General features: G+C 66.9%; 23 protein-coding genes. 17 read left to right on the top strand and 6 right to left on the bottom strand.

What is annotated here, in order from left to right; genetic code table 11:
- Window positions 1-47: 47 nt before the first annotated feature.
- Together ACQEVO_RS26765 and ACQEVO_RS26760 are read right to left on the bottom strand one after the other, a co-directional pair.
- Complete coding sequence (locus ACQEVO_RS26765; RefSeq protein ID WP_432918618.1) at window positions 48-1,238, bottom strand: lycopene cyclase family protein; 1,191 nt, start codon at window positions 1,236-1,238, stop codon at window positions 48-50.
- Window positions 1,239-1,340: 102 nt separating this feature from the next.
- Window positions 1,341-1,820 (bottom strand): hotdog fold domain-containing protein, encoded by a 480-nt coding sequence (locus ACQEVO_RS26760; RefSeq protein ID WP_432918615.1) that lies wholly within the window; start codon window positions 1,818-1,820, stop codon window positions 1,341-1,343.
- A 465-nt stretch (window positions 1,821-2,285) separates the two neighbouring features.
- On the opposite strand from ACQEVO_RS26760, the gene rpsJ reads away from it, so the two are divergent.
- The 14 genes from rpsJ to ACQEVO_RS26690 all read left to right on the top strand — a co-directional run bounded on the left by rpsJ (window position 2,286) and on the right by ACQEVO_RS26690 (window position 9,883).
- Complete coding sequence (rpsJ, locus tag ACQEVO_RS26755; protein WP_003938093.1) at window positions 2,286-2,591, top strand: 30S ribosomal protein S10; 306 nt, start codon at window positions 2,286-2,288, stop codon at window positions 2,589-2,591.
- 14 nt (window positions 2,592-2,605) lie between these two features.
- Window positions 2,606-3,271: a 50S ribosomal protein L3 gene (gene rplC, locus ACQEVO_RS26750; RefSeq protein ID WP_432918610.1), complete on the top strand. Its 666-nt coding sequence runs from the start codon at window positions 2,606-2,608 to the stop codon at window positions 3,269-3,271.
- Complete coding sequence (gene rplD, locus ACQEVO_RS26745) at window positions 3,268-3,957, top strand: 50S ribosomal protein L4 (RefSeq protein WP_432918608.1); 690 nt, start codon at window positions 3,268-3,270, stop codon at window positions 3,955-3,957. The genes rplC and rplD overlap by 4 nt, the downstream gene beginning before the upstream one ends.
- Window positions 3,954-4,259, top strand: coding sequence for a 50S ribosomal protein L23 (gene rplW, locus ACQEVO_RS26740; RefSeq protein ID WP_280397800.1), 306 nt, complete (start codon window positions 3,954-3,956; stop codon window positions 4,257-4,259). Before rplD ends, rplW begins: the two co-directional genes overlap by 4 nt.
- Before the next feature lie 33 nt (window positions 4,260-4,292).
- Window positions 4,293-5,129 carry a 50S ribosomal protein L2 gene (rplB, locus tag ACQEVO_RS26735; protein WP_030522696.1) on the top strand — a complete coding sequence of 279 codons (837 nt, stop codon included), beginning with the start codon at window positions 4,293-4,295 and terminating at the stop codon, window positions 5,127-5,129.
- 14 nt (window positions 5,130-5,143) lie between these two features.
- Window positions 5,144-5,425 (top strand): 30S ribosomal protein S19, encoded by a 282-nt coding sequence (gene rpsS, locus ACQEVO_RS26730; RefSeq protein ID WP_030522695.1) that lies wholly within the window; start codon window positions 5,144-5,146, stop codon window positions 5,423-5,425.
- On the top strand, window positions 5,422-5,820 hold the full coding sequence (rplV, locus tag ACQEVO_RS26725) for a 50S ribosomal protein L22 (protein ID WP_033244237.1): 399 nt from the start codon (window positions 5,422-5,424) through the stop codon (window positions 5,818-5,820). Before rpsS ends, rplV begins: the two co-directional genes overlap by 4 nt.
- Window positions 5,821-6,618, top strand: a complete 798-nt coding sequence (gene rpsC / locus ACQEVO_RS26720) for a 30S ribosomal protein S3 (RefSeq protein WP_432918602.1) — start codon at window positions 5,821-5,823, stop codon at window positions 6,616-6,618.
- Between the two features lie 3 nt (window positions 6,619-6,621).
- Window positions 6,622-7,038 carry a 50S ribosomal protein L16 gene (gene rplP, locus ACQEVO_RS26715; protein WP_280414132.1) on the top strand — a complete coding sequence of 139 codons (417 nt, stop codon included), beginning with the start codon at window positions 6,622-6,624 and terminating at the stop codon, window positions 7,036-7,038.
- Window positions 7,038-7,277 carry a 50S ribosomal protein L29 gene (gene rpmC, locus ACQEVO_RS26710; protein ID WP_039822435.1) on the top strand — a complete coding sequence of 80 codons (240 nt, stop codon included), beginning with the start codon at window positions 7,038-7,040 and terminating at the stop codon, window positions 7,275-7,277. The genes rplP and rpmC overlap by 1 nt, the downstream gene beginning before the upstream one ends.
- A complete protein-coding gene (gene rpsQ / locus ACQEVO_RS26705) occupies window positions 7,274-7,543 on the top strand; it encodes a 30S ribosomal protein S17 (RefSeq protein WP_432918597.1) in 270 nt (89 codons plus the stop codon). Before rpmC ends, rpsQ begins: the two co-directional genes overlap by 4 nt.
- 208 nt (window positions 7,544-7,751) lie before the next feature.
- The gene (locus ACQEVO_RS26700; RefSeq protein WP_432918594.1) at window positions 7,752-8,021 is read left to right on the top strand and encodes a helix-turn-helix domain-containing protein; all 270 of its coding nucleotides are present in this window, start codon (window positions 7,752-7,754) and stop codon (window positions 8,019-8,021) included.
- The gene (locus ACQEVO_RS26695) at window positions 8,021-9,307 is read left to right on the top strand and encodes a type II toxin-antitoxin system HipA family toxin (RefSeq protein WP_432918590.1); all 1,287 of its coding nucleotides are present in this window, start codon (window positions 8,021-8,023) and stop codon (window positions 9,305-9,307) included. Before ACQEVO_RS26700 ends, ACQEVO_RS26695 begins: the two co-directional genes overlap by 1 nt.
- A gap of 81 nt (window positions 9,308-9,388) precedes the next feature.
- Window positions 9,389-9,883, top strand: coding sequence for an NUDIX domain-containing protein (locus ACQEVO_RS26690; protein ID WP_432918587.1), 495 nt, complete (start codon window positions 9,389-9,391; stop codon window positions 9,881-9,883).
- Between the two features lie 60 nt (window positions 9,884-9,943).
- Here the strand turns inward: ACQEVO_RS26690 and ACQEVO_RS26685 are convergent, their stop codons facing one another.
- A complete protein-coding gene (locus tag ACQEVO_RS26685; RefSeq protein WP_432918584.1) occupies window positions 9,944-10,288 on the bottom strand; it encodes a winged helix-turn-helix transcriptional regulator in 345 nt (114 codons plus the stop codon).
- Window positions 10,289-10,408: 120 nt separating this feature from the next.
- On the opposite strand from ACQEVO_RS26685, the gene ACQEVO_RS26680 reads away from it, so the two are divergent.
- Entirely contained in the window at window positions 10,409-11,539 is a 1,131-nt protein-coding gene (locus tag ACQEVO_RS26680; RefSeq protein ID WP_432918581.1) for a tRNA-dihydrouridine synthase, read from the top strand.
- A 315-nt stretch (window positions 11,540-11,854) separates the two neighbouring features.
- Window positions 11,855-12,355: a hypothetical protein gene (locus ACQEVO_RS26675; RefSeq protein ID WP_432918578.1), complete on the top strand. Its 501-nt coding sequence runs from the start codon at window positions 11,855-11,857 to the stop codon at window positions 12,353-12,355.
- A gap of 30 nt (window positions 12,356-12,385) precedes the next feature.
- Here ACQEVO_RS26675 and ACQEVO_RS26670 read toward each other — a convergent pair whose 3' ends face one another.
- A complete protein-coding gene (locus ACQEVO_RS26670) occupies window positions 12,386-13,129 on the bottom strand; it encodes a CPBP family glutamic-type intramembrane protease (RefSeq protein WP_432918575.1) in 744 nt (247 codons plus the stop codon).
- Window positions 13,130-13,294: 165 nt separating this feature from the next.
- Between ACQEVO_RS26670 and ACQEVO_RS26665 the strand changes: the two genes are divergently transcribed.
- Window positions 13,295-14,827: an alpha/beta hydrolase gene (locus ACQEVO_RS26665; RefSeq protein WP_432918572.1), complete on the top strand. Its 1,533-nt coding sequence runs from the start codon at window positions 13,295-13,297 to the stop codon at window positions 14,825-14,827.
- 236 nt (window positions 14,828-15,063) lie between these two features.
- Here the strand turns inward: ACQEVO_RS26665 and ACQEVO_RS26660 are convergent, their stop codons facing one another.
- Together ACQEVO_RS26660 and ACQEVO_RS26655 are read right to left on the bottom strand one after the other, a co-directional pair.
- Window positions 15,064-16,011 carry an RluA family pseudouridine synthase gene (locus tag ACQEVO_RS26660; protein WP_432918569.1) on the bottom strand — a complete coding sequence of 316 codons (948 nt, stop codon included), beginning with the start codon at window positions 16,009-16,011 and terminating at the stop codon, window positions 15,064-15,066.
- 51 nt (window positions 16,012-16,062) lie between these two features.
- The gene (locus ACQEVO_RS26655; protein WP_432918566.1) at window positions 16,063-16,764 is read right to left on the bottom strand and encodes a siderophore-interacting protein; all 702 of its coding nucleotides are present in this window, start codon (window positions 16,762-16,764) and stop codon (window positions 16,063-16,065) included.
- Between the last annotated feature and the right edge of the window lie 150 nt (window positions 16,765-16,914).

Raw genomic sequence — 16,914 nt, 5'->3', positions numbered from 1 at the left:
CCCACCGCCTGGTCGATACGGTACGGCGGGAGCCTGCGACAGCCGGGCTATTTCCGGCTGTCTGCAGGCACTGCCGGTGCGAAGGGATAGTCGGCCCAGCGGTTGCGGTTGGTCCAGCCGACCAGGTCGTAGCGCCAGCGGAACGGCCAGGTGTGGGCGACGGTGTTGAACAGCACCGTCCCCAGCGCGGCGTAATCGTCGTGCGCCGACAGCAGCGCCCGCTGCCCACGCGGCGACGCGGAGAAGAAGGAATCGAACATGGCGACGGACTGTTCGGTGGTCAGCCGGCCCAGCCCCCACAGTCCGCGCATCCGCATCCAGTAGGTGAGGCGCGCCTGCCACGGCCACAGCGCGGCGACCGCGTCTTCACCGCGCTGGATCGCGGCGACCGCGGTATCGGCCAGGGCGAACGAATCGGCCACGCTGTACCCGGTGCAGGGGTGCATCATCCCGCCGCGTGATCCGAACGGCACCACCCGTCCGACACCCTTGGGCGGCGGGGGAGTGTCGAGCGGATAGTGCGCCGCCTCGCTCGGCTCCTCCCCGGTGAGGTCGATACCGTGCGCGGCCAGCCGGTTGAGGGTGCGTTTACGCAGTTCGTGCTGCGGCATCCCGCCCCGCAACCCGAGGCTGGTCTCCTCGAAGATCACCGTGCCGTCCCCGAGCGGCACCGCGTAGAGGAAAGAAGGAGGTTCATCCGGCCCGGCGCCGTTCTCCGGCCGCCAGTCCAGCAGCAGTCCCTCGCCGTCGCCGACCATCGGCTCCGCGGTCTCGGCGGCGACGAAGATGCCGTGCGCGCTCGCGGCCCGGCGGTTGCCGGGCCCCGGCATGCCGCGGGAATCGACCACCACCGTCGCGCGGATGCTCGTTCCGTCGGCGAGTTCGACCTCGTGCGGATCCACCCGGGTCGCGCGGGCCGCGAACACCTGGGCGTCGTCCAGCGGCAGCGCGTCGCGCAGCAGCGGTTTCGACAGCACGCAGTAGGGCCGTTCGATCCGGAGCTCGGAGGTGGTCCACACGACCGGCGCCGGGATCCGGCTCGCGATCACACTGTGTGGCAACCACTCCGGGAGTTCATCGATCCAGCACGAGAATGTCGGCGGCCACAGGCGGTCGGGCCGCGGGTCCACGGCGGCCACCCGCAGCCCGGCTACGGTCGCGCGGTGGGCGAGGGCACGGCCGGACGGGCCCAGCCCGACTACGCAGATATCGAACTCACTGTCGGTACTGGCTGACATGCACTGCATTCAACGGGGTTCGTCCGGTGCGGGCAATATGCGGGTGAGGGGTGGGCCGGTTCGCGAGGGTGAGGGGTGGGGCCGGTTCGCGAAGGTCAGAGCTCAGTTCTTCGGGGTGACCCAGGTGGTTATGTCTGCGTGCACGACTTCGCGGCCGGTCTTGTCGTAGATCGAGATCGGGACGACCATTTCGCGGCCTTCGGTGATCGTGGTGAAGTCGGGGATTTCGGGGAGTTCGGCTATCGCGCGGAGGCCGGTGGTGGCCTTGGTCAGGTACTGGACCTGCATGGCTTTGGGGATCCAGCGGTGGGTGGTGGGGACCGTGGCTTCGCTGAGCATGCCCATCGCGACTTCGGCCAGATTGCAGGCGGCGATGGCGTGGAAGGTTCCCAGGTGGTTGTGCACGCCGAACCATTTCGGTGCCTTGACCTCGCACAGGCCGGGCTCGAGGCGGACGACACGGGGCAGGACCGTGCCGAAATAGGGCACCCGGGCGACCATCGACAGGGAGAACAGGCCGTGACCCAGCGGGTTGTCGGGCAGTTTCCGCCAGCCGCGGTACGTGGCGGTTTCGTTCGTCATGACCCGTATCTTACTCTGCGGTAAGATACGGGTACGCGTCCCTCGCCCGGACATGTCCGGACCTCGCGCGACCCCGATTTGAAACGACTCCCACCCCTCGTGCATACTGTTCGGGTTGCCTTGCCCCGGGTCGCCGTCTTTTCCATGGAAAATGACACGGCTGGGCGGGGTGAGCAAAACCAGCGAGTACCCCATCGATTGCGATGTGGGTGCGTCCGGGACGAAGTTCCGCAGGCCACGATCGAAGTTTTCTTCCGGGGCCGAGGAATGAGCGGAAAGGCGACACGCCCGACCGCGTGGACCGGAGAACCATGACAGATGAACAGCGGCACGGATCGAGGCATGTCCTCGGTCGTGGTCTCCACTGAGACGTCATCGTGTGTTCGGGCTGTGCAAATGAAGGTGGTACGGACGCCCTAGCCGGTATCCGGATCACGGACGAAAGCGGAGAAAAGGACACTTAGCGTGGCGGGACAGAAGATCCGCATCAGGCTCAAGGCCTATGACCACGAGGCGATCGACGCGTCTGCGCGCAAGATCGTCGAAACGGTGACCCGCACCGGGGCCCGGGTCGTCGGGCCGGTGCCGTTGCCGACCGAGAAGAACGTGTACTGCGTCATCCGTTCGCCGCACAAGTACAAGGACTCGCGCGAGCACTTCGAGATGCGTACGCACAAGCGGCTGATCGACATCCTCGACCCGACGCCGAAGACGGTGGATGCCCTCATGCGCATCGACCTGCCGGCCAGCGTCGACGTCAATATCCAGTGACGGGGACTCGAGCAATGACTGACAACAAGAGCAGGCCCGCGGCCGGCATCCTGGGCACCAAACTGGGCATGACCCAGGTGTTCGACGACAAGAACCGGGTCGTTCCGGTCACCGTCGTCAAGGCCGGACCGAACGTGGTCACCCAGATCCGTACCGTCGAGCGCGACGGCTACAGCGCCGTGCAGGTCGCCTTCGGCGCCATCGACCCCCGCAAGGTGAACAAGCCGGAATCCGGTCAGTTCACCAAGGCCGGTGTCACCCCGCGTCGCCATGTCGCGGAGATCCGCGTCGCCGATGCCTCCACCTTCGAGGTTGGCCAGGAGATCTCGGCCGATGCCTTCGAAGAGGGCACCTACGTCGACGTCACCGGCACCAGCAAGGGCAAGGGCTTCGCCGGCACCATGAAGCGCCACGGCTTCCGTGGCCAGGGCGCCTCGCACGGTGCCCAGGCCGTGCACCGCCGCCCGGGTTCCATCGGTGGCTGCGCCACCCCCGGCCGCGTGTTCAAGGGCATGCGCATGTCGGGTCGCATGGGTAACGACCGCGTCACCACGCAGAACCTGTCGGTTCACAAGGTCGACGCCGAAAACGGCCTGCTGCTGATCAAGGGAGCGATCCCGGGTCGCAAGGGCGGCGTCGTGATCGTCAAGAGCGCCGTGAAGGGTGGTGCGCACGCATGACCAGCTCCGCAGTAAGCACGGAGAAGAAATCCGCCAACCTCACCCTGCCGGTGAAGGAACTGGGCGGTAAGACCAACGGCACCGTCGATCTCCCCGCCGAGATCTTCGACGTGACCGCGAATATCGCGCTGATGCACCAGGTGGTCGTGGCCCAGCAGGCCGCCGCCCGCCAGGGTACGCATTCCACCAAGACCCGCGGTGAAGTCCGCGGCGGTGGTAAGAAGCCGTACCGCCAGAAGGGCACCGGCCGCGCCCGCCAGGGTTCGACGCGCGCCCCGCAGTTCGCCGGCGGTGGCACCGTGCACGGCCCCAAGCCGCGCGACTACAGCCAGCGCACCCCCAAGAAGATGATCCAGGCCGCCCTGCGTGGCGCGCTGTCGGATCGGGCGCGTAACGAGCGGATCCACGTGATCAGCGAGCTCGTCGCGGGCCAGGACCCCTCGACCAAGACCGCGAAGACCTTCCTGTCCGAGCTCTCGGATCGCAAGAAGTTCCTCCTGGTCGTCGGCCGCGAGGACGTCACCGCCTGGAAGAGTGCCCGCAACCTGGAATACGTGCACACCATCGCACCGGACCAGCTGAACACCTACGACGTTCTGGACAGCGACGAAGTCGTGTTCAGCGTCGAGGCGCTCAACGCCTTCGTGCACGGCCCGGCTGAGGCGGCACAGGAGGAGAGCAAGTGAGCACCATCGCCGATCCGCGCGACATCCTGCTGGCGCCGGTCATCTCGGAGAAGTCCTATGGACTGATCGAGGAAGGCACCTACACCTTCCTGGTCCACCCGGACTCCAACAAGACCCAGATCAAGATCGCGGTCGAGAAGGTCTTCGGGGTAACGGTCACCAGCGTCAATACCGCCAACCGTCAGGGCAAGCGCAAGCGGACCCGCTTCGGTTACGGCAAGCGCAAGAACACCAAGCGCGCGCTCGTGACCATCTCGGCCGACAGCAAGCCCATCGAGATCTTCGGAGGCCCGGTCGCGTAAGCGGCGGGGAATCCAGAAAGCAGAGAAGAACTCATGGCAATCCGTAAGTACAAGCCGACTACCCCGGGCCGCCGCGGGTCGTCCGTCTCGGACTTCGCCGAGATCACCCGGTCGACCCCCGAGAAGTCGCTGGTCCGCCCGCTGACCAAGAGCGGTGGCCGTAACGGCCACGGCCGCATCACCACCCGGCATCGCGGTGGCGGTCACAAGCGCGCCTACCGGCTGATCGACTTCCGTCGGCTGGACAAGGACGGCGTGCCGGCCAAGGTCGCTCATATCGAGTACGACCCCAACCGCACCGCCAATATCGCGCTGCTGCACTACCTGGACGGCGAGAAGCGCTACATCATCGCGCCCAAGGGCATCGCGCAGGGCACGAAGATCGAGTCCGGTCCGACCGCGGATATCAAGCCCGGCAACAACCTGCCGCTGCGCAATATCCCGACCGGTACCACCATCCACGCGGTGGAGCTGCGTCCCGGCGGCGGCGCCAAGATGGCCCGCTCGGCCGGTGCCAGCATCCAGCTGCTGGGCAAGGAAGGCCCCTACGCCACGCTGCGTATGCCCTCCGGTGAGATCCGCCGCGTCGACGTGCGCTGCCGCGCCACCGTCGGCGAGGTCGGCAATGCCGAACAGTCGAACATCAACTGGGGCAAGGCCGGCCGTATGCGCTGGAAGGGACGCCGTCCCACGGTCCGTGGTGTCGTCATGAACCCGGTCGACCACCCGCACGGTGGTGGTGAGGGCAAGACCTCCGGTGGTCGCCACCCGGTCTCGCCGTGGGGTCAGCCGGAAGGCCGCACCCGTAAGCCGAACCGTCCGAGCGACAAGCTCATCGTCCGTCGCCGCCGCACCGGCAAGAAGCGCTAAGGAGGAGGTAAGAAATGCCACGCAGCCTCAAGAAGGGCCCGTTCGTCGACGACCACCTCCAGGCGAAGGTGGACGTGCAGAACGACAAGGGCACCAAGCAGGTCATCAAGACCTGGTCGCGTCGTTCGACCATCACCCCCGATTTCATCGGTCACACCTTCGCCGTCCACGACGGCCGCAAGCATGTGCCGGTGTTCGTCTCGGAGAACATGGTCGGACACAAGCTCGGTGAGTTCGCGCCGACGAGGACGTTCCGCAGCCACGTCAAGGAAGATCGGAAGAGCAAGCGGCGATGAGCACAGAAACTCAGAATCCGACTGCGCGCGCGACCGCCAAGCACGTGCGCGTGACCCCGATGAAGGCCCGCCGGGTCGTGGACCTGGTCCGCGGCAAGCGCGTCTCCGATGCGCTCGACCTGCTCCGGTTCGCCCCGCAGGCCGCCAGCACCCCGGTCGCCAAGGTCGTGGCGAGTGCCGCGGCGAACGCCGAGAACAACCTCGGCCTCAACCCGGACACCCTGGTCATCTCGACGGCGTATGTCGACGAGGGCGCGACCATGAAGCGGTTCCAGCCGCGCGCCCAGGGCCGGGCGTTCCGGATCCGCAAGCGCACCAGCCACATCACCATCGAGGTCGAGAGCGTCCCCACCGCCGGTGGCACTCGTGGCCGCCGGAAGGGAGGGGCAAAGTAAATGGGACAGAAGATCAACCCCCACGGCTTCCGCCTCGGTATCACCACCGACTGGAAGTCCCGTTGGTACGCCGATAAGCAGTACGCGGACTACGTCAAGGAAGACGTCGCCATCCGCAAACTGCTGAGCACCGGCATGGAGCGGGCCGGCATCTCCAAGGTGGAGATCGAGCGCACCCGGGACCGGGTCCGCGTCGATATCCACACCGCGCGTCCGGGCATCGTCATCGGCCGCCGTGGCGCCGAGGCCGACCGGATCCGCGCCGAGCTGGAGAAGCTCACCAAGAAGCAGGTCCAGCTGAACATCCTCGAGGTCAAGAACCCCGAATCGGATGCCCAGCTGGTCGCCCAGGGTGTGGCCGAACAGCTCTCCAACCGCGTGGCGTTCCGTCGTGCGATGCGTAAGGCCATCCAGTCGGCCATGCGTTCGCCGAACGTCAAGGGCATCCGTGTGCAGTGCTCGGGCCGCCTCGGTGGCGCCGAGATGTCGCGCTCGGAGTTCTACCGCGAAGGCCGCGTCCCGCTGCACACTCTGCGTGCCGATATCGATTACGGCCTCTACGAGGCCAAGACCACCTTCGGTCGTATCGGTGTCAAGGTCTGGATCTACAAGGGCGATATCGTCGGCGGCAAGCGTGAGCTGGCCGCCCCCAGCGCCCCGGCCGGCGATCGTCCGCGCCGGGAGCGGCCGAGCCGCCCGCGTCGTTCCGGTTCCTCCGGCACCACTGCGACCAGCACCGAGGCCGGGCGCGCCGCTACCGCGGTGGCCGAGCCCCCGGCAGAAAAGCAGGAGGGCTGACCCATGCTGATGCCCCGCAAGGTCAAGTTCCGTAAGCAGCACCACCCGAGCCGCAGCGGTCTCTCCAAGGGCGGCACCTCGGTGGCGTTCGGCGAGTTCGGCATTCAGGCTCTGGAGCCGGCATACGTGACCAACCGGCAGATCGAGTCGGCGCGTATCGCGATGACCCGCCACATCAAGCGTGGCGGCAAGATCTGGATCAACATCTACCCGGATCGCCCGCTGACCAAGAAGCCGGCCGAAACCCGTATGGGTTCCGGTAAGGGTTCGCCGGAGTGGTGGGTCGCGAACGTCAAGCCCGGTCGCGTGATGTTCGAGATGAGTTACCCGAACGAGGAGATCGCTCGTGAGGCCCTGCGCCGCGCGATGCACAAGCTCCCGATGAAGTGCAGGATCGTGACGAGGGAGGAGCAGTTCTGATGGCAACCGGTACCCCTGCCGCAGAGCTCCGCGAGCTGACCGAGGAGGAGCTCGTCTCCCGCCTGCGTGAATCCAAGGAAGAGCTGTTCAACCTGCGCTTCCAGATGGCGACGGGTCAGCTGACCAACAATCGCCGGCTGCGTGTGGTGCGTCACGAGATCGCGCGTATCTACACGGTCATGCGTGAGCGCGAGCTCGGTTTGGCCACCGGACCCGCTGACAAGGGAGATGCGGCATGAGCGAGAAAGAGCAGGAGCGCGGCCGCCGCAAGGTTCGTGTCGGTTACGTCGTCTCCGACAAGATGAACAAGACGATCGTCGTGGAGCTGGAAGACCGGCACCGGCACGCCCTCTACGGCAAGATCATCCGCACCACCTCCAAGGTGAAGGCGCACGACGAGAACGAGGTCGCCGGTGTCGGCGACCGCGTGCAGCTGATGGAGACCCGGCCCACGTCGGCCACCAAGCGGTGGCGGTTGGTCGAGGTCCTGGAGAAGGCCAAGTAAGGTCGCTTCTCGGCTGAAGGTCGTAAACGTAAGGCCCGCTTCCCATTCCGGGAAGCGGGCCTTCGTTGTATCGAAAAGCCTGCGTGACGGTCGCGAACAGGGCACGGCGGAATCCTAGGCGGGCGGGCGGTTGTCTGCGTTCGTAGACATCGGGTATTGTCTATGAACGTAGGCAAAACGTTTTGTCCACGAACATGGTCAGGATCCGGTGGCGAATATTACGAATGCGCGCCAACTCGGCGCTGTCGTGCGTGCAGCCCGAAAGAAGCAGGGGCTCTCGCAAGAGTCGCTCGCGGCCCGAGCGGGTGTTTCGCGGGCCTGGCTGGCGCGTTTCGAGACCGGCCACCCGGCATCCAGTATCGCGCCGATCTTCCGGGTACTGAGATCGTTGGACCTCGGACTGACGGTTGGTGAGCGGACCATCACAGACGCCGAGGCGGCCGTCCTGGCCGCGCTGGCGCGGCGGGAAGAGCGCTGATGTCCGCGCGGAGCTTGCTCGTGGTTCTCTATGGCCGAGTGATCGGACAGGTCGGGCAACGGTCGGTGTTCGCCGAGCCGGAGTTCACTTACGACCCGGAGTACGTGGAGACCGGCTCGACTCCGCTGGCAATCGGGTTACCGATCGCCGACACCACGTACCGGGGTCGGTATGTGCGTGCTTTTTTGGAAGGGATCCTGCCGGAAGATCCTGCGATCAGGCAGCGGTGGGCACGCACACTGGACGTTGAACCCGGTGATACGGTGGCGATTCTGTCGCGGATGGGCTGGGACTGCCCCGGGGCGGTGCAGTTCTGCTTGCCGGATGAATTCGACGAATTGCGTTTGCGCGCGAATGAGACCCGGCCGGTCGATGAGGAGGAAATCGCACAGCGGCTCACCGCTTTGCGGACCGGCACTGCGATATCGTGGACGCTTCCGGACGAACATTGGTCACTACCTGGGCAGCAGTCGAAGATCGCGTTGCTCAAAACTCAGGCCGGCTGGTATGAGACACGTGGGTCTGCCGCGACAACGCACATTCTGAAACCGGGCATCGGCCGCTTGCACCATCAGGCGTTGGTCGAGCATGCGACCATGCGTGCGGCACACGCACTCGGCGTCGAAGTTGCTCAGACCGAGTTCGTCCGCTTCGGCGCCGGTGAACCGGCAGTTGTGATCGAACGCTACGACCGGCTGCTCTCCGACGACGGAACAGTGATGCGGCTGCATCAAGAGGACTTCTGCTCGGCCGGCGGGCGGCTGCCTGCAAGGAAATATGAGGCTGATGGCGGGCTCGGGCTATCCGGTCTCGCCTTGATCATTTCCCAGAATGTCGGCGATCGGGTGGGTGGGATGCGGGCGCTCGGGGACTTCGCTGCTTTCAACTACATTGCGGGTGCACCCGACGGGCATTCGAAGAATATTTCCCTGATGCTGCTGCCGGGAGAGACGAGAGTTGCTCCGCTGTACGACCTCGCGACGAGCCTCCCTTACGAGGGAAGGAACCCTGCGTTACGCGAGGTTGCCGTGAGTATCGGCGGCCGCCGGAAGTTCGGCCAGGTATTGGGTAAGCATTGGGATCGAGCTGCCGCTACGCTCGGAATCCCCCGCGGCGATTTCCGGGATCGTGCCCGGTATTTGGCGGAAAATTTTCCGGATGCCTTTTCCGACGCTTTGAGCGAGGTCGAGGGTGAAGAGGCATCCGAGGTCCGTTCTCGGTCCATCGATGCCATCGCGCGCCACGCGCAGAATGTGGTCGCAAGGCTGGGTGAGCCAGGTGTGTAAAGGTACCCGCCGCGTGCGTGGACGGTTCGGTGAGCCCGTGGTGGTTACAGAAGTTCCGCGTTGCCGGGGGAAGGTGGTTCGGTGATACAGATCGCCGGCGCGCGGTCGGCTGCCGGTGCGTTGTTCGTCCGCGGTGACGAAATACTGTTGGTGCACAAGGTTTACGGCAATGGGTGGGATATTCCCGGCGGATACGTGGAACCGGGCGAGGCACCCAGTGCGGCGTGCCGGCGAGAGGTTCGGGAGGAACTGGGGATCGATCGATCGCCGCGGCGGCTGCTGGTACACGATTGGGCGCCGCTGTCCGGGGAGGGTGACAAGATCCTGTACGTGTTCGACTGTGGCGAGCTCGGGGCCGATGAGGAGTCGATAACCCTGCAAGCCGCGGAGCTGGACCGGTGGGCCTGGGTCGAGATCGGCGGCATCGGCGAATTCGTGGTGCCGAGACTGGCGCGACGGCTCATCTGGGCACACGCGGCCGGGAAGTCGGGAATTCCGATGTATTTGGAGCGTGGCGAGCCGGAATGGTCCGGTGAGTCCACCGACCGCCGGGCTGGATTACCGGAGACACGGTGACCAGGCCGCCGACTGCGCTGAATGCTTCGAGTTCACCGGATAGAGCGGAGGCCCGCGACCTCAGCGTTGCTGCGGGCCGGGTGCAGCGGTGCTTCGCCGATACTGTTCGCCCCAGGACTCGAGCAGCCCCGCCACCGGCCGCAGGCTCGCGCCGAGTTCGGTGAGGTCGTATTCGACCTTCGGGGGCACCTCCGCGTAGACGGTGCGGCGGATCAAGCCGTCGGCTTCGAGTTCGCGGAGTTGGCGGGTGAGCATGCGCTGGGTGATCGAGGGCATGGCGCGGCGTAGTTCGCCGAAGCGCATGGTGCCGTCGAACAGGTGATTGACGATCGCCATCTTCCATTTGCCGCCCACCACTTCCATCGCCGCTTCGACGGTGCAGTAGTCCGGTGTGTCGTCGTGCATCTGACCTCCATCGGTATACGGAATGTGCCTACCGCACAGAAAAGACCGTTCTTGTAGAGACCGCCGATAGCGCGGAATCTGTTCCCGAACCAGTTGTCCAGTGTGTTCGAGGAGATTGCCGTGACCGTCCATCCCGTTCTGTCCAGCACGCGAATCGGTTCCCTGCGCCTGCGTAATCGAGCTGTCGTGGCGCCGATGTCGCGGGTCAGTACCGCCGGAGACGGTGTGCCCACCGCGGCCATGGCCGAGTACTACGCGCGGTTCGCCGCGGGCGGGTTCGGATTGATCGTCACCGAGGGCACCTATACCGATCGGCGATTCAGTCAGGCGTATCCGGACCAGCCCGGGATCGTGACCACCGATCAGGTGGCGGGGTGGCGGGCGGTCACCGACGCCGTGCACGCGGCCGGCGGGGTTGTCGCGTTACAGCTCATGCACGCCGGCGCGCTGGTGCAGGGCAACCGGTACAGCGACCGGACGATCGCGCCGTCCGCGGTGCCGCCGAAGGGCGCCAAGATGCCCGCCTACGGTGGGGCGGGTCCGTTCGCGATGCCCGCGGCTGCCACCCGAGCGGAGATCGACGAGGCCGTCGAGGGGTTCGCGGTCGCGGCCGGGAACGCGCGGGCGGCCGGATTCGACGCGGTGGAGATCCACGGCGCGAACGGGTACCTGATCGATCAATTCCTGACCGAGTACACCAACCTGCGGGATGACGAATACGGTGGCGGCCCGGCCGGGCGGGTGCGGTTCGCGGTGGAGGTGGCCGGTGCGGTGCGGGCAGCGGTCGGGGCGGGGTTCCCGGTCGGGCTGCGGCTCTCGCAGACAAAGGTCAATGATTTCGGTTACCGCTGGTCCGGGGCCGCCGAGGCAGAGACGATCTTCCGTGCCGTCGCCGGTGCCGGCGTCGACTATCTGCACCTCGCGAGCGAAGGCCGGGACTGGTACGACACCGCAACCCTGGATACCGGGGAAACGATCACACGACTGGCCCGGCAGGTCACCGGCCTTCCGGTGCTGGTGAACGGTGGTATGCACGCTCTGGACCTGGCGGCGGCGGTGCTCGGCGAGGGCCACGCCGATCTGGTGACACTCGGTCGTGGCGCGCTGGCGAATCCGGATTGGCCGCGCAGGATCGCCGATGGCGCCGGGCCGGCCGAATTCGACCGTGCCATGCTCACCCCCGACGTGACACTCGCGAGCCAGGACGCCTGGGAGCGAGCACACCGGGGTGAGCCGTGTGTGGCCCGGTAACCGGGTGGACGCCGTCGGCCGGGCGGCGGGATCAGCGCCGGCCCGGCACCGGGCACAGTTCGTATGGGTGCGTGCAACCCCGGGGAATGTGGGTTGCGTCTCCTTCGCCGGACACGGTGTGCGACCGGGGGATTCCGGATCGGACAGCGGGACGGGGCGGCGAAATGTGATATAGGGGAGGGTGGTTGACCGGATGGGGAGGGGTGGCGTTACGGTGTACGGGCTATGAGGGACGCTGCGACAACGATTTCGGGGGCCTGGCGGAGCGAGGACGGAACGGCGGTTGCCTTCCGTGATGCCGCAGTGGCCTGGGCTATGGCCGCTCACGAGGTGCTGGCGGAGACCGCGACGGAGTACGGGTACTTCGTGACGGTGCAGGAGCTGGCGGAGCGGGTGCAGGAGATGTCGGGGGTGCGGACCGACGCGCCGACCCGCACCTGGATGGACGCGATTCTGCGGAAGGTGGCGCGGCGCTGCCACAATGCCGGGGAGCCGCCGCTGACCGCGCTGTGCGTGAAGCGGAATCTGAAGGTGAGCGACAGCTACAAGTACGTGCTGGAGCTGGCCGCGCTGCCGGTGCCGGCGGATATCGAAACCCACGCCGCGTACGCCCGCTGGGCCTGCTACGCGGCGTACGGTGCCGATGTTCCCGCCGACGGTGGAGCGCCACCGCTGATCCCGCGCGGCGGGTCGGTGCGGCGCACCGGTGGGTCGGTCGCGACCCGGCCGGCCGCGGCGAAAACCGAGACCAGGACGGTCGTGTGCTCGAGCTGTTTCATCCAGCTGCCCGCGACCGGGATCTGCGAACACTGCTGACACGCTGACAGCGCTCATGAGGTAGCACCGTCAGGCCAAGGTCGTGTGCCAGAGGAATGCGGCGGCGAGGGCGCCCGCGCCGTTTACTGCCCAGTGCAGGGCGATGGGGGCCAGCAGGCTGCCGCTGCGGTGGCGGAGCCAGGTGAAGACGACCGCGGCCGCCGCGGTGGCGGCCACGGCCAGCAGTATGCCGGTGATCTGGCCGAGCAGGCCGCCGCCCAGCACACCGGACAGGCCGCGGTTACCGGCGGTCAGGCCGAAGGACGAGGCGATATGCCAGAGGCCGAACAGTAGCGAGCCGGCGGCGAAGACACCGCGGGCGCCCCACAGTCGGTCGAGGGTGCCGTGCAGGACCCCGCGGAAGGCGAGTTCCTCCGGAATCACGGTTTGCAAGGGGATGACGATCATGGAGGCGATGAGGGCGCCGGAAATCGTGGCGTAGCGGTCGGCGAGGAAGAACGGCCGGGTCAGCGGGAGTGCGGCGCCGAGGGCGACGGCGGCCAGCACCACCCCGACGGCGGCGAGGGCGTACTTGGTTCCGGTGCGCCAGTGCCGCGGCGAGAGACCCAGTTCCGACCAGTGCAGGCCGCGGCGGCGCATGAGTGCCAGCAGGATCACGGCGGCGGCCGGGACGCTGACGATATTGGCCCAGGCCGTGGTGAAGTGGGCGATCAGGTTGGTACAGGTGAGCACGGCCACGACCACCGCGACATCGATGTAGGCGTGGATTTTGTGCCGCGGAGCAGCCGCTTTCTCGACAACCGGGTGAAGCATTCGGCCCAGTGTACGGATAGGTTGCGAGGGGCCTGCGGGCCTGTAACAGGTCGGTCTTGTGACCCGGCGGTGCCGCCGGTGCTCGGCTAGCATGGCGGCGCGACGGCCTGTGCTCGTCGGCGTCGCGCAGCGGTATCCGCCTGTTCCCGGGGAAAGTGGGTTGTGATGTCGACCGGCGAGAAGGACGCCGAGCGGCGTCCGGCGCAAGTCCGGTGGCGGGCCGCGGGGTGGCTGCTGGCGTTGATCGTCCTGGTGGCGGCGGTGCCGGTGCTGGCCGGTGACCGGATGCGGTTTCCGTATTACAGCCAGGAACTGGAATGGGCGCTGTGTGACACCCCGTCGGTCGATACGCCGGGTGTCGAATGCGCGGAGGTGCGCGTCCCGCTCGACTACTCCGACCCCGACGGCCGCACCCTCACCGTGGTGATCTCCCGGGTGCCGGCCACCGACCCGCACCTGCGGCGCGGGATCCTGATGTCGAATCCGGGCGGGCCGGGAGCTGCCGGATTGGACAGCTCGGCGCTGCTGGGTGATGTGCTGAGTCCCGATGTGCTCGCGCAATACGACCTGATCGGAATGGATCCGCGGGGTATCGGCGCCTCTGATCCCGCGGCGCCCTGCGGCTGGCCGGTTTCCGAGGCCGTGCGGTCGGCCGGGCCCACCGCGGCCGGTTTCGACGAGGAAGTGGTGTTCGCCTCCGAACTGGCCGCGGCCTGCCTCGACGGTGATACCGAGAAACTGCGGCAGCTCACAACCCGTAATACCGCGCGCGATATGGATCTGATCCGCGCGGTGCTGGGCGAGGAGAAGATCAACTTTTTCGGGTTGTCGTACGGGACGTATCTGGGTGCGGTGTTCACCGAGATGTTCCCGCAGCGCAGCGACCGGATCGTGCTCGACAGCGCGATCGACCCGGATCGCTACTGGACCGGCCTGGTCCAGGATTGGGGACCGGCCGACGAGATCGCGTTCGACGAGTGGGCCCGCTGGGCCGCCGCCCGCAACACCACCTATCGGCTGGGCGCGACCCCGCAAGAAGTCCGCGCGACGGTCGACGCGCTCTATCAGCGCACGGCCCGGGAACCGATCGTCGTCGACGGCTACCCGATCGACGATCACATCTTCCCGTTCATCCTGCACAACCTGCTGCGCGGCTATCAGGTGAACGACATGATGGCCGCGACCGTGCGCGATATCGCCGACGCCACTGCCGGTGATGTGAACAGTTCGGCCGAATCCGGGCTCGCGGACCTGCTCGAGGCGTTGTTCACCGGGGAGAACTCGGAATTGATGTTCGTCGCCTGCGGTGACGCCGCCGCCCCGGACGATCCGGAGTGGTACCGGCGCAATATCGAGGCCACCCGCGCCACCCAGCCGCTGTTCGGGGCGCTGGCCAACAATATCCAGCCGTGCGCGTTCTGGCCGCCGCCCGTGGAACCGGCGACGGTGGTACGCAACGAGGTGCCGGTACTGATCGCCCAGGCGACCGGTGACGCGCGGACACCCTACGGTGAGGCGCTCCAACTGCACCGGCATCTTGCCGGGTCGCGGCTGGTGACGCTGCAGGATGTCCGCATCCATCTCACCTTCCGGCCCGGGCTGAGCAGTTGTGTGAACGACGCGATCAACAACTATCTCGGCACCGGCCGGCTGCCCGCCACGGATATCACTTGCACCGCGGACCAGCCGGTGCCGTAACCCAGGGCCGGCCCGCGGGCGTGATCAGGGACAGGTCCGCGGGCCCGATCAGAGCGGGGACGCCGAGACGACGGGGCAGATCTGCCGCTACGACCTTCTCGGACCGTCCGATGCGCGACCGGTCGCCGAGGTGCCGTGACCGCACCCCTGCCGTCCGAGTTGACGTCGGCTGTGGGGTGTCTACCGAGGGGATGTGGGCTCCGGTCTACCGGCGACCTGGGCCCGGTGCGGCGGTGTCACAGCGCGTCGGGTGGCCCGGCGGCCCACCCGTCCGGGTCCGTCCATGCTTGGAGTGTCCGCATGGTTTCGAATCGTCGGAGTTCGCCGGTGCGTGGATCGGTGAACTCGAGGGTCGCGGCGAGTAGCTGCAGGGGGCGGCGGTAATCGTCGAGCTGTTTATCGGTGATCACCGGGTAGAAGTCGTCGCCGAGGATGGGGATGCCCAGCGAATTCATATGCAGGCGCAGCTGATGGGTGCGTCCCGTGGCCGGTTGCAGCCGGTAGCGCCCCAGCTCGCCGCGGTGTTCGAGCAGTTCGATGCGGGTGCGCGCGTTCGGCGGGCCCGGGACCTCCTGCGCCGCGAGGACGTGTTTCTCCTTGATGATCCGGCTTTCCAGCTCGACGGGGAAGTCCAGTTCGGGCCGGTAACCGGCGACGGCCTCGTATTCCTTGTGGACGTGCTGCCGCTGGAACATGGTCTGGTAGGCGCCGCGGGCGGCCGGGTCGATCACGAACAGCACCAGGCCGGCGGTGGCGCGGTCGAGCCGGTGTGCGGGAATCAGATCGGGTAGGTCGAGTTCGCGGCGCAGCCGGACCAGTGCGGTCTGCAGGATATGGCTGCCGCGCGGGATGGTGGCCAGGAAATGGGGTTTGTCGGCGACCAGGATGGTCTCGTCGCGGTAGACGACCGGAATATCGAACGGGACCGGGTGTTCGTCGGGCAGGTCGCGGTGGAACCAGATCGCGCCACCCGGAACGTACGGCGCATCGGGGCCGAGCGGTCCGTTCAGGTCGACGATCTCACCGGCCCGCAGCATGGCGTCGATCCGCGCGGGCTCGACGCGCGGCAACCGGTGCACCAGATGGGCGCGCAGGCTCGGCCAGTCGCCGTCTTCGGGTAGCCGCAACCGGGCCGGGTCCAGCCCGTGCCGCTTCGGCAGCGGGGGCTGCTGCCTTCTTCGCATCGTCGCAGCATAGTCGGCGCGACCGGGGCGGCCGCGCCGTGGACCGGCCGGCTACTTCCAGTAGCCCTGGGCTTTGATCTGCGCTTTCGGCAGGGTGGTGCGCAGGGATTTCACGATGGCGCGCGTGGTGGCGGTATCGCAGGCGACCCAGGCGAACGCGTCCGGGGCGACGGTGAGTTCGTCGGCCGCTTCGCGCATGGCCCGGCCGTCGTCGATGCGCTGGAGCCAGGTCACCGTATGGTGCGGTTTGTTCCGGACGGGGAGGGTGGTGTCGGATTCGTACTGCCATTCCAGCCAGACCCGGGCGGGGGTATCGCCGATCGCCTCGAGCAGGGTGTTGATCGCGGGCAGCGAGGCGGTGTCGCCGAAGATCACGTACTCGCCGGGAGTGGTCGCGGGCAGCTGGAAATTCGAGCCGAGTACGGAGGTTTCGATCACCTCGCCCACCCGGGCGCGTTCGGCCCACTGGCAGGCCGGGCCGTTGTGGATGGCGAATTCGATGTAGAAGTGGTCGTTGCCGGGGTCCTGGTCGATGAGGGTGTAACCGCGGTGGTGCAGTTTGTCGGTTTCGGCGTCGGGGATCCACAGCCGGATGAACTGGGTGGGATGGACCGGGTGATCGTCGAGCAGCCCCCCGGCGGTGAAGCCGATGCGGATGTACTTATCGGTGATCCGCTCGGTGGAGGTGACCGTCAGCCGGTAGTCGTCGGCCCGCCACACCTTCATGATTACGCCATTACTGCCTCTTCCCATGGAGGTTAGCTTAACCTAAGTTTCCGGTCGCATCAGGGTTTGTCGCGGGGGCTTTCGGGCCGGAAACCCCGTGGGGCGAGAAAGTTAGCCTTACCTATCTTTTCGGCGTGGGCTGTGTGAAGATGAGGCGCATTCAGCACGACGCCCGGA

Source organism: Nocardia sp. CA-290969 (assembly GCF_050936135.1).
Classification (GTDB): domain Bacteria; phylum Actinomycetota; class Actinomycetes; order Mycobacteriales; family Mycobacteriaceae; genus Nocardia.
Note: the sequence above shows the minus strand (reverse complement) of the source record. Positions and strands in the feature narration are given on the sequence as shown.

Bases quoted from the DNA above. Each gene is read 5' to 3' on its own strand.
- rplB (WP_030522696.1), top strand. From the start codon at position 4,293: ATGGCAATCCGTAAGTACAAGCCGACTACCCCGGGCCGCCGCGGGTCG.
- rpsS (WP_030522695.1), top strand. From the start codon at position 5,144: ATGCCACGCAGCCTCAAGAAGGGCCCGTTCGTCGACGACCACCTCCAG.
- ACQEVO_RS26660 (WP_432918569.1), bottom strand. From the start codon at position 16,011: ATGCGAAGAAGGCAGCAGCCCCCGCTGCCGAAGCGGCACGGGCTGGAC.
- rpmC (WP_039822435.1), top strand. From the start codon at position 7,038: ATGGCAACCGGTACCCCTGCCGCAGAGCTCCGCGAGCTGACCGAGGAG.
- rplV (WP_033244237.1), top strand. From the start codon at position 5,422: ATGAGCACAGAAACTCAGAATCCGACTGCGCGCGCGACCGCCAAGCAC.
- ACQEVO_RS26760 (WP_432918615.1), bottom strand. From the start codon at position 1,820: ATGACGAACGAAACCGCCACGTACCGCGGCTGGCGGAAACTGCCCGAC.
- rplP (WP_280414132.1), top strand. From the start codon at position 6,622: ATGCTGATGCCCCGCAAGGTCAAGTTCCGTAAGCAGCACCACCCGAGC.
- rplC (WP_432918610.1), top strand. From the start codon at position 2,606: ATGACTGACAACAAGAGCAGGCCCGCGGCCGGCATCCTGGGCACCAAA.
- ACQEVO_RS26675 (WP_432918578.1), top strand. From the start codon at position 11,855: ATGGCCGCTCACGAGGTGCTGGCGGAGACCGCGACGGAGTACGGGTAC.
- rpsQ (WP_432918597.1), top strand. From the start codon at position 7,274: ATGAGCGAGAAAGAGCAGGAGCGCGGCCGCCGCAAGGTTCGTGTCGGT.
- ACQEVO_RS26665 (WP_432918572.1), top strand. From the start codon at position 13,295: ATGTCGACCGGCGAGAAGGACGCCGAGCGGCGTCCGGCGCAAGTCCGG.
- ACQEVO_RS26670 (WP_432918575.1), bottom strand. From the start codon at position 13,129: ATGCTTCACCCGGTTGTCGAGAAAGCGGCTGCTCCGCGGCACAAAATC.
- ACQEVO_RS26655 (WP_432918566.1), bottom strand. From the start codon at position 16,764: ATGGGAAGAGGCAGTAATGGCGTAATCATGAAGGTGTGGCGGGCCGAC.
- ACQEVO_RS26695 (WP_432918590.1), top strand. From the start codon at position 8,021: ATGTCCGCGCGGAGCTTGCTCGTGGTTCTCTATGGCCGAGTGATCGGA.
- ACQEVO_RS26765 (WP_432918618.1), bottom strand. From the start codon at position 1,238: ATGTCAGCCAGTACCGACAGTGAGTTCGATATCTGCGTAGTCGGGCTG.
- rpsC (WP_432918602.1), top strand. From the start codon at position 5,821: ATGGGACAGAAGATCAACCCCCACGGCTTCCGCCTCGGTATCACCACC.
- rplD (WP_432918608.1), top strand. From the start codon at position 3,268: ATGACCAGCTCCGCAGTAAGCACGGAGAAGAAATCCGCCAACCTCACC.
- ACQEVO_RS26685 (WP_432918584.1), bottom strand. From the start codon at position 10,288: ATGCACGACGACACACCGGACTACTGCACCGTCGAAGCGGCGATGGAA.